This is a genomic window from Sedimentibacter acidaminivorans (genome assembly GCF_017873955.1).
Lineage (GTDB): Bacteria > Bacillota > Clostridia > Tissierellales > Sedimentibacteraceae > Sedimentibacter > Sedimentibacter acidaminivorans.
Map to the genome: position 1 here is coordinate 166,861 of NZ_JAGGKS010000006.1, position 14,754 is coordinate 181,614.

The 14,754-nt window shown below is 28.8% G+C and carries 11 protein-coding genes; 9 read left to right on the plus strand and 2 right to left on the minus strand.

The features are described 5' to 3' along the window. Positions 1-98: 98 nt before the first annotated feature. Together J2Z76_RS11045 and J2Z76_RS11050 are read right to left on the minus strand one after the other, a co-directional pair. Complete coding sequence (locus J2Z76_RS11045; RefSeq protein WP_209512113.1) at positions 99-1,634, minus strand: putative polysaccharide biosynthesis protein; 1,536 nt, start codon at positions 1,632-1,634, stop codon at positions 99-101. Positions 1,635-1,782: 148 nt separating this feature from the next. Next, positions 1,783-2,913, minus strand: a complete 1,131-nt coding sequence (locus J2Z76_RS11050; RefSeq protein WP_209512114.1) for an aldo/keto reductase — start codon at positions 2,911-2,913, stop codon at positions 1,783-1,785. 241 nt (positions 2,914-3,154) lie between these two features. On the opposite strand from J2Z76_RS11050, the gene J2Z76_RS11055 reads away from it, so the two are divergent. From J2Z76_RS11055 to J2Z76_RS11095, 9 genes are all read left to right on the plus strand, one after another. Next, positions 3,155-3,418, plus strand: a complete 264-nt coding sequence (locus J2Z76_RS11055) for a metal-sensing transcriptional repressor (RefSeq protein WP_209512115.1) — start codon at positions 3,155-3,157, stop codon at positions 3,416-3,418. Between the two features lie 14 nt (positions 3,419-3,432). Beyond that, positions 3,433-6,030, plus strand: a complete 2,598-nt coding sequence (locus J2Z76_RS11060; RefSeq protein ID WP_209512116.1) for a heavy metal translocating P-type ATPase — start codon at positions 3,433-3,435, stop codon at positions 6,028-6,030. Positions 6,031-6,460: 430 nt separating this feature from the next. Beyond that, positions 6,461-7,621: a DUF819 family protein gene (locus J2Z76_RS11065; RefSeq protein ID WP_209512117.1), complete on the plus strand. Its 1,161-nt coding sequence runs from the start codon at positions 6,461-6,463 to the stop codon at positions 7,619-7,621. 94 nt (positions 7,622-7,715) lie between these two features. Further along, positions 7,716-8,042: a DUF3870 domain-containing protein gene (locus J2Z76_RS11070; protein ID WP_209512118.1), complete on the plus strand. Its 327-nt coding sequence runs from the start codon at positions 7,716-7,718 to the stop codon at positions 8,040-8,042. A 153-nt stretch (positions 8,043-8,195) separates the two neighbouring features. After that, positions 8,196-9,572: a dipeptidase PepV gene (pepV, locus tag J2Z76_RS11075; RefSeq protein ID WP_209512203.1), complete on the plus strand. Its 1,377-nt coding sequence runs from the start codon at positions 8,196-8,198 to the stop codon at positions 9,570-9,572. Between the two features lie 83 nt (positions 9,573-9,655). Beyond that, the gene (locus J2Z76_RS11080; protein WP_209512119.1) at positions 9,656-10,747 is read left to right on the plus strand and encodes a dipeptide epimerase; all 1,092 of its coding nucleotides are present in this window, start codon (positions 9,656-9,658) and stop codon (positions 10,745-10,747) included. Positions 10,748-10,898: 151 nt separating this feature from the next. After that, positions 10,899-11,978 carry a DUF3810 domain-containing protein gene (locus J2Z76_RS11085; RefSeq protein WP_209512120.1) on the plus strand — a complete coding sequence of 360 codons (1,080 nt, stop codon included), beginning with the start codon at positions 10,899-10,901 and terminating at the stop codon, positions 11,976-11,978. A gap of 86 nt (positions 11,979-12,064) precedes the next feature. Then, positions 12,065-12,379, plus strand: coding sequence for a DUF1540 domain-containing protein (locus J2Z76_RS11090; protein WP_209512121.1), 315 nt, complete (start codon positions 12,065-12,067; stop codon positions 12,377-12,379). A gap of 137 nt (positions 12,380-12,516) precedes the next feature. After that, on the plus strand, positions 12,517-14,748 hold the full coding sequence (locus tag J2Z76_RS11095) for a beta-propeller domain-containing protein (protein WP_209512122.1): 2,232 nt from the start codon (positions 12,517-12,519) through the stop codon (positions 14,746-14,748). Positions 14,749-14,754 lie beyond the last annotated feature (6 nt).

The window sequence follows — 14,754 nt, forward strand, 5'->3', positions numbered from 1 at the left end:
CTGATATTCTTTGGAGAATTTATAAAAATATGCTTTAGAAATATAAATATAAATGCCAATATTTGTTCAGAAATACAATAAAATATCTGCATACATTTTCAATGTTTTACTAATGTTTTAACATTTTTCATGGTTGTTGTGTTAATACTTTTAAGTAAAATTAAAAATATTAAGTAGAGAAAACAAAGTATTATTATTGATGATATTAAAACAAACATTTCAGATGAAGTGTTCGATAAAAATAATATAAATAAAATTCTAGAAACTATAGATGATATTATTGCTGCAATAACAGGTTTGAAAATCCAATTTGAAATATCAAAAATAATACATGACACTTGTAAAAGTCTAATTAAATATAATATTGTATTTAGTAATGTTGTTATAAAGAGTGCAAATATATAAGCGTTAAATCCATATAGTGGAATAAGAAAATAAATAATTGAAATTTTCAATATTGATTCTACTATATTGATTTTAAAAGAACTTACCTGTTCACCAAGAGCATTAAGCATAGAAGCTATAACCATATTTAAGTACATAAATGGACATACAAATGAAATAATTTTAAGCATAACCCATACTTGTGGGTCGTTATAGACAGTCATCCCTATTTCATTGGGGAAACATAGAAATATACTGACAACTAGAATTCCTGAAAGTGCAGTAAAGTGTAACACTTTTGATAGGGTGTAAGTTACCTTTTTCTCATTAGAGATGGCATTTTCACCGGCCACAGAGGGTATCAATATAGAAGCAAGTGAAGTTAAAAATGAAGATGGGAAAAATAATAAAGGTAAAACCATTCCCTTAACCATACCATAGAGACTCATAGCATGAACTGTTGAAGAACCGTAAATAATGAGTCTAGATGGTATTAAAATATTCTCTACCATTCGTAGAATTGAATTAACATAAGCTGTAGCAGATAGGGGGATTGCTATTCCTAAAATTTTAAAAATCATATTATCTGGTTTAGTTTTGGTTTTATTTGAGTATGGTTTTTTATCTGTTATGTATAAAAACCAAATGTATATTAGCGAAAAGATTTCTTCAATGGTCATACCTATTGAAACTGCAGCACATCCGTAACCAAGTCCCTTTGGTAAATAGTAATTCATTATTGAGAAAATAACAAAAACTCGTATTACTTGTTCTAATACTTGTGCACTTGCTGGTTTTGTTACCTTTCCAACAGCATAAAAATAACCTTTATAGCAAGACGAAACTGCAATTACGGGCAAACTAGGCACTAAATACAATAATGACAATACAGTTCTTTCATCTTTTAAAATATTCGTTCCTACATAATTTGAGAAGTAATACATCAAAAATGCTGCAAAAAAACCCGTAAAAAAAGATAGAGCAATAGATTGACGTAAAACCCTCTTTGCATTTGAATAATGTCCCATAGCAATTTCTTCTGACATTAGCCTTGAAACAGCAATTCTAATTCCAGATGTAGATAATGTAACCATTAAAATATAAAAAGAGATAATAAGTTGAAATAGACCTATACCTTCAGCACCTAAAACATTTGCTAAATATATGCGAAATATAAATCCAATTATTCGAGTTATTGTTGTAGCGACCGTTAAAATTAATGTACCTAAAATTAAATTTTCCTTTTTCATAGTGCACCTCTAATTGTAGCTTCATATAATAATATGCTAATAATACAATTAAAATGCGGTAAATATATGTAATATAAATGGGACGTCATAGACGTCCCATAATTGATGGATTTATTAAATTTAATATTTATATTATGTTCTTAATAACTTAATTTGGAATTAATTTAGATAATTCATTTTCAATTTTTTCGAGTTCCTCTGGAATATTAATATGTTGAGGGCACTTTGGAATACATTCACCACATTTTGTGCAATTATGTGCTTGAGATTTTTCCGAAAGAAAATCGAAATAGGCATTATAAGCTAAATCTTTATTTTCAGTTTTTTTATAGTTGTTGTATATTTCAAAAATTTGAGGGATATTTACTCCAAATGAACAATCCATACAATAACGGCATCCTGTACATGGAACAGGTTTTATTTTTCTGAGATCTTCGATAACAGTATCAATAACTTTAAGCTCATCACTATTTATAGGTTTAAAACTTGATATTGTTTTTAAGTTATCTTTTAATTGTTCCATATTTGACATACCGCTTAATACTACTGCTACATTAGGTAAAGATGCAACCCACCGTATAGCCCAAGAAGCAATACTTTTATCTGGGTCATAATTTTTCATATACTTCTCAACTTGTGGTGCAAAAGAAGATAGGAATCCACCTCTTACTGGTTCCATAACAAAACAAGGTATATTTTTGTTTGTAATGATTTCATATGCTTCTTTAGCATCATCTTCGGAATAGTCCCAATAATTAATTTGAAGCTGGATAAAATCCCATTCGTAATTAGAAACTAATTTTTCTAATACATCATTCGTATCATGAAATGAGAATCCTATATATTTAATTTTACCCTCAGTCTTTTTCTTTTTAATAAAATCATATAAATTAAATTTCTCCATTATTTCTAATCTTTTAGATCCCATAGCATGAAGCAAGTAAAAGTCAAAATATTCTGTTTGGCACCTTTCAAGTTGTTCATTAAAATATTTTTCTGCATCATCTTCACTTTCTATTTTCCAAATAGGTAATTTATCTGCCAAAAAATAGCTTTCCCTTGGAAATTCAAGCAAAACTTTTCCTAAAAAAGTTTCAGATTCGCCATCATGATAAGGATATGCAGTATCAAAATAATTTAAACCATTAGTCATTGCATGATGAATCAATTTTCTAGAAGCATCAAAATCAATTTTGTTGTCTATAGTTGGAAATCTCATGCATCCAAAAGCTAATAGAGGAATTTCAATGCCAAGTTTTTCTATGTACCTTTTATTCATAAAAAACACCACTTTCCTTAATATTTTTAGTTAAATTAACAATAATAATATATATTATAGCATAAAACAAAACAAATTAAATGATTATTTACATAAATCATGGGTAAATGAATTATGTATAATGAATAAATAATTTTATGAGAAAAAATATTTAGTATGTTGACAAAACAAGTTAATGAGGTTACAATTATACTACACCCCCCGGTAGGGGGGAGTAATTTAAATATGTTTGGAGGATACAATGAAGGCTGATAAAATAAGTATAAATCGTTTATTAAAAACAGCGTCAGGGCAAATAGAAGGAATAATAAAAATGGTTGAAGATGATAGATACTGTATTGATGTTTCTAATCAAATTTTAGCTGTCCAATCTATTCTTAGGAAAGCCAATAAGGAAATTATTAAAGCACATATGGAAGGTTGCATTAAGGAAGCTTTTGTAGAAGGTAATGAAATTCAAAAAATAGAAGAAGTAATTTCTCTAATAGATAAAATTTCGAAATAAAGGAGTTGTGATATATGAAATCCCAAAAATTTAATGTTACTGGTATGACATGTTCAGCATGTTCAAGTAGAATAGAAAAAAATATTAATAAAACTGAAGGTATAAAAGAGGCAAATGTAAATCTGTTAAGCAACAGCATGATGATAGAATATGATGATTCAATAATAAGTGAAAATGATATAATAAAGGTTGTGCAGGATACAGGATATGATGCACGTTTAGCAGATAGTAAAAGTTCATCTAATATAAGTCAGGATGTTAAGACAGATTCTGATATAGAGTTCAAGGAAATGAAAAAAAGACTTATTGTATCATTTATATTTGCTATTCCACTTCTTTATATAGCTATGGGACACATGCTTAATATGCCTTTGCCAAGTATATTTCATGGTACAAAGAATGCATTAACCTTCGCATTTACACAGTTTTTATTATGCTTACCTGTAATGATTATAAACAAAAAGTATTATATTGTAGGATTTAAAACATTATTTAAAGGTTCACCAAATATGGATTCACTAATTGCAATTGGAACCTCTGCTGCCTTTGTATATGGGGTTTATGCTATATATAAAATTGGATATGGGCTAGGACATATGGATATGGATTTAGTAATGAAATATTCTATGGATTTATACTTTGAATCAGCTGCAATTGTTTTAGCTCTTATTACATTGGGTAAGTTTTTAGAGGCAAGGGCAAAAGGAAGAACATCTGATGCAATTAAAAAGCTTATTGACTTATCGCCAAAAACAGCATTAGTAGAAAGAAAAGGAATTGAAGAAGAAATTCCAGTAGAAAATGTTATAAAGGGAGATATAATAGTTGTTAAACCAGGTCAGTCGGTACCTGTTGACGGAGTTATTGTATTTGGAACGACATCAATTGATGAATCAATGTTAACTGGAGAAAGTATACCTGTTGAAAAAGAAGTAGGAGATAAGGTAATAGGTGCAAGTATAAATAAATCAGGGTATTTTAAATTCGAAGCCCAAAATGTAGGAGATGACACTACACTTTCTCAAATAATACGATTAGTTGAAGAAGCAAGTTCATCTAAAGCGCCAATTTCAAAGCTCGCGGATAAGATTAGTGGCATATTTGTTCCAGTTGTAATTATAATTGCGGTAGTATCTACAATAGTTTGGTTGATTTTAGGAGCAACATTTGAATTTGCTCTTTCAATAGGGATAGCTGTCTTAGTTATATCATGTCCATGTGCACTCGGACTTGCAACACCTACAGCTATAATGGTTGGAACAGGCAAAGGGGCTGAAAATGGAATATTAATAAAATCAGCAGAATCATTAGAAATTGCTCATAAAATACAAACAGTTGTAATGGATAAAACAGGAACAATTACAGAAGGTAAACCAAGAGTTACTGATATATTGACAAATGGAATAAGCGAAACAGAAATATTAAAGATAGCTGCATCAGCAGAAAAGGGCTCTGAACATCCTCTAGCAGATGCAATAGTTGAAGAAGCAAAAAATAGAAAATTAGATTTATATAATGTAGAAAATTTTAAAGCGATACCTGGTCAAGGACTGGAGGCAGTTATCAACAATAAAAAATATTATTTAGGTAATATAAAGTTAGTTAATGAAAAGAATATTAACATAAATGACTTTGAAGAAAAAAGTGTTAAGATTGCAGAAATGGGTAAAACACCACTTTATTTCGCGGATGAAAGTGATGTTTTGGGTATTATAGCAGTTGCCGATGTAGTTAAGTCTACTAGCCAAAAAGCTATAAGAGAATTCGAAGCTATGGGTATAGAAGTCGTAATGCTTACTGGAGATAACAAAAAAACAGCAAAAGCAATAAGAAAACAACTTGGTATATCAAGAGCTATTGCAGAAGTATTACCTCAAGATAAAGAAAGAGAAATAAGAAAAATTCAAGAGCAAGGTAAAAAAGTAGCTATGATTGGTGACGGTGTAAATGACGCACCAGCATTAGCAAGAGCTGATGTAGGTATAGCCATTGGAGCAGGAACGGACGTGGCCATTGAATCAGCAGATATAGTGTTGATAAGAAGCGACTTATTAGATGCTGTAACTGCAGTACAATTGAGCAAGGCCACTATAAGAAATATAAAAGAAAATTTATTCTGGGCATTTATTTATAATGCAGTAGGCATCCCTTTAGCGGCAGGTGTATTTTATTTTATATTAGGTTGGAAACTAAACCCTATGTTTGCAGGAGGAGCAATGAGTTTAAGTTCAGTTTCTGTAGTATCTAATGCATTGAGACTTAAATTTTTTAAACCTACTAAAATGGTAAAGGATATAGAATCAGGAAAACTTGAACCAATAGCTATAAATAATGAAGAAAATGCGAATATTAAAAAAGACTTTTCAAATAGTAAAAATAATAAAAATAATGGAGGAAATAACATGAAAAAAACATTAAAAGTAGAAGGTATGAGCTGTGGTCATTGTAAAGCCGCAGTAGAAAAAGCATTAAAAGGAATTGACGGTGTTGACAATGCAGTAGTTGATTTAAACAGCAAAACTGCAGTTGTTGAGTTAAATAAAGATATAAAGAATGATGTTCTGTCAACTGCAGTTACAGAAGCTGGCTATGAGGTAATTGAAATTAAATAATAATTCCAATTAAAAAAATATTGACTTTTAATAAAAAATTATATATAATAAAATTGATCAAAAATTTTCAGAAAAATTAAAAATTAAATATTAAATGCACTTGTATAGCAAGATGTTTAAAACCAAAACATCATCGTGGACGAGGCCAAATAATAGTAAAGTTACTTATTTGGCCTTTTTTTGTTTATTTATGTTAATAATATTTATAGAAATACAGATAATATTACCAATATATATTAGTAATATAAATTAAATAAAACTTTAAGAAAACGATATTAGTTTGGAAATTAATTTATTCTAGAAGTCATTTATAAAAATAAAAATATTTATTACGTGTTATGTGGTAAGTATTTTTAATATAAATAATAGAAGGTTGTTATAAAAATTTTATATGTTTGTAACAATCTTAAAAAAATTAAGGAGGAAATTTATGATTACTAGTGGTTTTACGTATGTCGCATTTTTAATTTTCTTTGCTGGTTTAACAGTATGGGTAGAGAAGAAATATGGTGGTAAATTTTTTAAATATGTACCTGCAGTTGTAGTGATTTATTTAGTAGCTATGTTATTTTCAACTTTTGGACTGTGGGAGAAAACGGATTCAGTAAATGCAAGTTATAAAGCACTTAAGGGCAATTTGCTTCCAGCTATGATATTTTTAATGCTTCTTAAATGTGATTTAAGAAAAATATTAAAACTTGGTCCTAAGATGTTGTTAGCGTTTTTTGGAGCAGCTATAAGTATTGGAATAGGATTTATTGTTACTTATTTTGTATTTAAAGGATTGTATGAAGCTGAAACATGGAAAGCTTTTGCAGCTTTATGTGGAAGTTGGATGGGTGGAACAGGTAACATGGTTGCTGTTCAAGGAGCCTTAAATGTATCTGATGCAAAATTAGGGTATGCACTATTAATGGATTCTATAAATTATTCAATATGGGTTATGATGTTATTAGCATTAGTACCTTATGCATCAAAATTTGCAAAATGGACTAAAGCAGATACATCTGTAATAGATGAAATTGGAGAACAACTTGCAAAAGATCAGGAAAAAGTAAGAAAGAATATAGAATTTTCAGATTTAATTTTACTTTTAGGAACAAGCTTGTTTATAGCAGCAGTAGCAACTTTTATAGGTGGAAAACTTCCTCATTCAGATTTTCTATCTGGAACAACATGGACTGTAATTATTGTAACTATAGCTGGAGTTATTGGAGCCATGATGCCAATTGCAAAAATTCCTGGTTCATCACAGATATCAAATACAATGCTTTATACAATTGTTGCATTAATTGCTTCAAGAGCTAATTTTGCTGAACTTGCTCAAGCACCATTGTATATTGTATCAGGTTTTATGATACTTGGTATACACGGATTGGTATTAATCATTATAGCTAAAATATTTAAATTAGATTTATTTACTTGTGGTGTAGCTAGTCTTGCTAACATCGGTGGTGTTGCTTCAGCACCAATTCTTGCTGCAGCATACAGTGAGGCACTTATACCTATAGGAGTACTTATGGCTATGATGGGTTATGTTGTTGGTACCGGTGGAGGATTAATAGTAGGTAAAATATTATCTATAATGTAAAAATGATTCATTAAGACAAGACAAACAATATGTTATTTACAAATAAGGCTTGAAAATACTTTTCATTTAATATAAAATTAAATAGGGTGATGTCATGAGTGATAACAATACAGTTTATATTATAGGCGAATCAAGAACTAATATGGATAATGCTATAACTGTAATATATAATTCTTTTTATATGGGTTTTGAAGTTAATGTAGAAAATGATGAGATTGTAGATGTTGGATGTATTCATACAATTAGTATTACTGAAAATTTTGTTAAAAAAATTTTCGTAGGAAGAAATATTATTGACTTTGAAAAAGATATAGAAAATGTAGTTAAAAGACGATATCATGGAACATCTCAAAAAGCTATAATGGTATCATATAAAGATGCCTTGAAAAAGTATCTTGATGTTAAGAAGAAATATTATTAATATAGCTGCTTTATTTATATGATTTAGCATAACTATGTCGGAGTAAATGAAACCCAGCAAAAACAAGCTTCTTGTTTTTGCTGGTTTTTTTTATAATGGAAAAACAAACAGAAACAATTTGAGTTGTAAATATAATAAATATTAGGAAGTGATATTTTGTTAGATAAAAAAATACTTGGTATGAAAGATGAAATAATTGAAGGTGTACAAAGTTCTGTAAGGATAAAAAGTGTAGAAGAGGAAGCAAAAAATGGAATGCCATTTGGTGAAGGAGTACACAATGCTTTATTGCATTGTCTAGAACTATCAGAGTCTTTAGGTTTTAAAACGGTAAATGTTGATAACATGATAGGTTATGCAGAGTATGGTTCTGGAGATGAAATGATAGCAGTTTTAGGACATTTAGACGTAGTACCTGAGGGCGAGGGATGGACTTATCCTCCATATGCAGCTGAAATTCATAATGGAAAGATATATGGAAGAGGAACTACTGATGACAAAGGACCTCTTATTGGTGCTCTATATGCATTAAAGGCTATTAAAGATTTAAATATTCCTTTAAAGAGAAGGGTAAGAGTATTTTTTGGATTGAATGAAGAAACAGGAAGCCAGTGTGTAAAGCATTATGTAGAAAAAGGAGAAGAAATGCCAGCTTGTGGATTTACTCCTGATGCTGAATATCCCATAATAAATGGAGAAAAAGGAATTGTTACATGTAAATATAAAAGAAAATTAAATCAAGAGGGAAATATTATTTTAAAATCAATTAGGGGTGGAATTGCCGCTAATGTAGTACCTGATTATGCAGAAGCTTCAATAACGATGTTGAAAAATGGTATTAAAGATATTAAAAAATTAGCAGAAAACTTAGAAGGAATAGTGATAGAAGAAAATGAAGAATGTTTATTAATTAAATCCTATGGTATTTCAGCTCATGGAAGTACTCCTGAGAATGGTAAAAATGCTATCTCTCATTTGTTATTATTTTTGGGCAAATTAAATTTTACAGGGGATACAAAAGAATTAATAGATTTTCTTAACAAATATATAGGTTTAGACTTAAATGGTGAAAACTTAGGAATTAATCTTGAAGATGATATATCTGGTAAATTTATATTTAATTTAGGGGTTGTATTAGGAAATTCTGATGAAATAAGTATAGATATAAATATGAGATATCCAGTTACAAAAACATATGAAGATTTTATTGAAATATTTAAAAATAAGATGGAATTAGGTAAATTTAATGAGATTTTTTTAAGACATAAAAAAAGTCTTTATGTTTCTCCTGAAACAGAATTTATTAAGAAATTACAAAAAGTTTATGAAGAAAAGGTCGGAGATACGGCTGATTTGATTTCAATAGGTGGTGGAACTTATGCAAAAGCTATGAAAAATGTAGTTGCATTTGGTCCGATTTTTAAAGGTGAACCTATGGTAGAACATAAACCCGATGAATATATAGGGATTGATTCTTTAATAAAGAATGTTCAAATAATGGCGGCAGCTATAAAAGAGCTGGCAAATTAGGTTTTATAAAAAAATATAGTCATAATTATCTTTAGTATATGGTAGTTATTATATAAATATTTAAAATTATGGAGGCAATAAAAATGAAAATAACAAATATTAGAATAGGTGAAATTTCGGTACCATTAAAAACACCTTTTAAAACTGCTCTGAGAACAGTAAATAGTGTAGAGGATATTATAGTTGAAATTCACACGGATACAGGGAATGTTGGATATGGTGAAGCGCCTCCAACAGGCGTAATAACAGGAGATACTAAAGGAGCTATAATAGGAGCACTTAAAGATCACATAATTAAAAGCATCATAGGAATGGATATAGAAAATTTTGAAGAAATAATGCTTAAACTAGATAAATCATTAGTAAAAAACACTAGTGCAAAAGCAGCTATAGATATTGCGTTATATGATTTATATGGACAATTATACAATGCTCCTCTTTATAAAATGTTAGGTGGATATAAAAAAGAAATAATTACTGATGTAACTATTAGTGTAAATGATCCTGAAGAAATGGCAAAGGATAGTTTGGATGCTATAAGAAGAGGATTTGATACATTGAAAATAAAAGTGGGCAAAGACGCATCAATGGATTTAGAGAGAATGAAAGCTATAAGAAATGCTATTGGTTACGATGTTAAGCTTAGAATTGATGCAAATCAAGGGTGGAAGCCAAAAGAAGCAGTTAAAATTTTAAGGAAAATGGAAGATACAGGCTTAGACATAGAATTCGTTGAACAACCTGTTGAAGCACATGATATAGAAGGTCTAAAATATGTAACTGACAATATTTCTATACCAGTTTTAGCAGATGAAAGTGTATTTTCAGCTAAAGATGCTTTAACAATACTTCAAAATAGAGCAGCTGATTATATAAATATAAAATTGATGAAAACAGGTGGTTTACACAATGCACTTAAAATTTGCTCTATAGCAGAAGTATATGGAGTGGAATGTATGATAGGATGTATGCTAGAAGCAAAAGTAAGTGTAAATGCAGCAGTACATTTAGCAGCAGCTAAAAGCATCATAACTAAAATAGATTTAGATGGCCCAGTACTTTGCAGCGAAGATCCTGTAGAAGGGGGAGCAATATTTGATGAATTTAAGATTACATTAAATGATGCACCAGGTCTTGGAATAAAGAAAGTTAATGGAATAAGATATTTGGACTAATGTAAAATAATAAAACCTACACTTTTTAAAAATTAGTGTAGGTTTTATTAATTAGATAGTACTTGCGTATTTATTCAAATTATTCTTTTAAATAATTATGGATTGGTATATAATAAAATAAAAATATATTGAAGAGGCAGATACTAATTATATGAAAAATAAAAGACTTATGATTATTTTATTAATGCCAATAGCCTTTATTTTGACACAAATTGCGAAATATAATATAAATTTTGCAGAATTTTATTCTATTAAAATATATCCAGTATTTGCTCAAAGTATTGGATTTGTAACAGGCTTTTTTCCTTTTTCGATTGCTGAAATTCTATTGATATTAAGTGTTATTTTATTAATATCATATACTGTGCTGACCTTTATAAAATCATTGATAAAAAAGACAATTAAATTGCTAAAAAATTATATTATTAACTTAGGCGTTGTAGTATCTTTGCTGTATTTTCTATTTGTATTATTTTGCGGTATGAATTATTATAGGTATGAGTTTACAGCTTATAGCGGATTCGAGATAAAAAAATCATCAAAACAGGAGCTTATACAGCTATGCGATGATTTAATTAATGATGCAAATGAATATAGAAAAAAAATAGGTTCTGATACAAATGGTGTTGCAGCTTTAAGTGATGATAATATTTATGAAACATCTAGGAGGGTGCAATATTCGTTTAATAGTATTTCAAACAGTTATGATGTACTTAAAGGTAATTATCCTAGACCAAAACCTATTCTATTTTCAAGAGCAATGTCCTATACCCAAATAACTGGGGTGTTTTTTCCATTCACATTTGAATCAAATGTAAACGTTGATATACCTTCATATCAAATTCCTGCGACAATGTGTCATGAACTTGTCCATATGAGAGGTTTTATGAGGGAAGACGAAGCTAATTTTGTTTCATATTTAACATGCATTAGTTCTGGATATGATGATTTTGCTTATAGTGGAACTATGCTTGCCTTAACATATAGCATGAATGCACTTTATTTAGAAGATTACCATGCTTTTGTACAATTATATGAGAAATATTCAAAAGATGTTAAATTAGATATGGCGTACACATCAACATACTGGGAACAGTTTCAAACTAGGATTGCAAAAATCTCACATAATGTAAATAATACGTATTTAAAAGCAAATAATCAAGTAGACGGAGTAAAAAGTTACGGTAGAATGGTTGATTTATTGGTGGCAATGCAAAGGAACAAACAATAATATTCAAATTAAATGTTGTATTCAATATAATAATATTTCATTTTTGGGATAAAATAACTAAACCATAAATGAAAGGAGATTATGTAATGTCAAAAATAGGTTGTACAGTTACAAATTGCTTTTATAATAGAACAAATGGTTGTACTGCACCAGCTATAAAAGTTGATGGTAAAAAAGCTTTTGAGAGTAGAACAACAAATTGCGATACTTTTATACAACAAAAGCCAGGTATGATGAGTTCTGTAGATAAACCAAGACAAAGTACTGAAATATCTTGTGCTGCGACTAACTGTGTATACAATAAAGAAAAAAGATGTGATGCCACAGATATTTTAGTTAATGGAAAAAATGCAAAAGGTCCAGTTGAAACTTGCTGCAGTACATTTAAATTTCATGATTAGATAAGCTTATAAAAATATGGTGCTTGAATTTTCAAGCATCATATTTTTATTTATAAATTTATTAAATTATAGTATAATTATTTGGAACATAATGAAAATTTATCCGTCTATAAAAGTATAAGAGAGGAGTGAAATTAATGAAAAATAATAAGTTTTTAAGAAAAATAATTGCTTTAACCTTGATTTTAGCATTATGTTTCAGTGTATCTGTATTTGCAGAAGATGAATGTTTTATTACAGTTTATGTTAATAATGAAAAAGTTGAATTTGATGCAAACCCTATATTAGAAAATGGAAGAACGTTGGTTCCGCTTAGAGGTGTTTTTGAAAAACTGGATGCGAAGGTAGATTGGAATAAAAATACCATGCAGGCAGTAATAAAGGATGAAAATAATGAAATAGAAATGATGCTAAATAAAAATAAAGTTTTGGTTAATGGTGAAATTAAAGATATTGATAGTCCAACTAAGATGATAAACAGTAGAACTTTTGCGCCACTTAGGTTTATTAGTGAAACTTTGGGCCATGATATTAGATGGGATGAAAAGACAAACAGTGTATACATTACTAAATATAAATCGGTTCGTGTTAATAAAAACATAATTCCAACTGTCGGGACAAAAGATAATTTGATTGCTCTTTTAGAATATAACTCTAAAATTTACAATTATATTGGTTTGATTCGTCCAATGGTGATGGAAAAAACAGAAGATGCTGCATTCGAATCAGCTGCAGAAGCTCCTACTGCATCTGGAAGTGACAGTTCAAATACTAATAATCAGGTTGAAGGTGTTGAAGAAGGAGATATTGTAAAAAATGATGGAAAGCATATTTTCATAAAGTCATACGACAAAGTGAAAATAATAGATTCAAATCCATTAAATCCTAAAATAATATCACAAGTTGATGTACCGGAAAACATGGATATCAATGAAATTTATATAACTGAAAAAAAATTAGTTGTAATAGGTCAAAATAACTATTATCATATATATAAGCAAAATGATGAAACATTGAAAATAGGTATTGTACCTCCAACATATTATGATGTTAGATGTAACGTTCTTATTTATAATATAGAAAATCTTGAAAAACCTGTTTTGGAACGAGAATATTTATTTGATGGAAATTATACATCAGGGAGAACGATAGATAATAATTTATATCTTGTTACAACAAAGTATTTTAATTTAGGTTATTATGGTAATTATGACAATAATATAAACATACCACTTCCAACTTATACTGATTGTATAACAAATGAAAAAACAGAAATAGGATTTGATAAAATAAAATATTTTCCAAATTATGTTGATTCAAAATATATGATAACAGTGGGAATAAATCTAGATGATAAAAAATCAGAACCTGATGTAGATGTATATATTGGTTCAACAGAATCAATATTTGTTTCAAAAAATAATTTATATGCTACGGTTACTGATTTTTTATATGAGTCACAATCAAAATCAACTGATTTATATAATCCAATTTACAGTGTTAATACTGTTATTTATAAATTTGGTTTAAAGGATGGATATATAAATCCTGTTGGACAAGGTAAAGTACCGGGAAATATTATTAATCAATTTTCAATGGATGAGACTGATGGATTATTAAGAATAGCTACAACAATAGGTGAAGTATGGCAAACAGGCCAGAACGAATCAAAAAATAACATTTATATTTTAAATGATAGTTTAAATATAATAGGGAAACTAGAAGGATTAGCACCAGGGGAAAGAATATATTCAACTAGGTTTATGGGTGATAAAGTTTATATGGTTACATTTAAGCAAGTAGATCCTTTGTTTGTAATAGATACATCAAATCCAAACAACCCAAAGGTTCTTGGATATTTAAAAATTCCAGGGTACAGTACATATCTTCATCCTGTTGATGAAACTCATATTCTTGGTTTTGGTTATGAAACTGTACAAAATGAGTGGGGTGGAACTAGTACAGGAGGATTTAAAATTTCACTGTTTGATGTGAGTGATGTAAATAAACCTAAGGAAATAGCAACAGATATAATTGGGAAAAGTGGAACATATTCTGAGTTATTATATAATCATAAAGCTTTGATGTTTTCATTAAATAAGGAGATTATGGCGTTCCCAATTTCTAGAGCAGGTGACAATTATATAAATAATTTTATTGGAGCATATGTTTATAATATTAATTCTAGTAAAGTGGAATTAAAAACAGAAATAACACATATGAAAAATATAAAAAGTGAATATACCTATGAAAATGAAATAAAAAGAATTATTTATATTGGAGATTATTTATATACTTTTTCTGAAAATAAAATGCAAGTTCATAATATTAATAATAATGAAAAAGTAAATGAGTTAGACTTAAAATAAAAATAT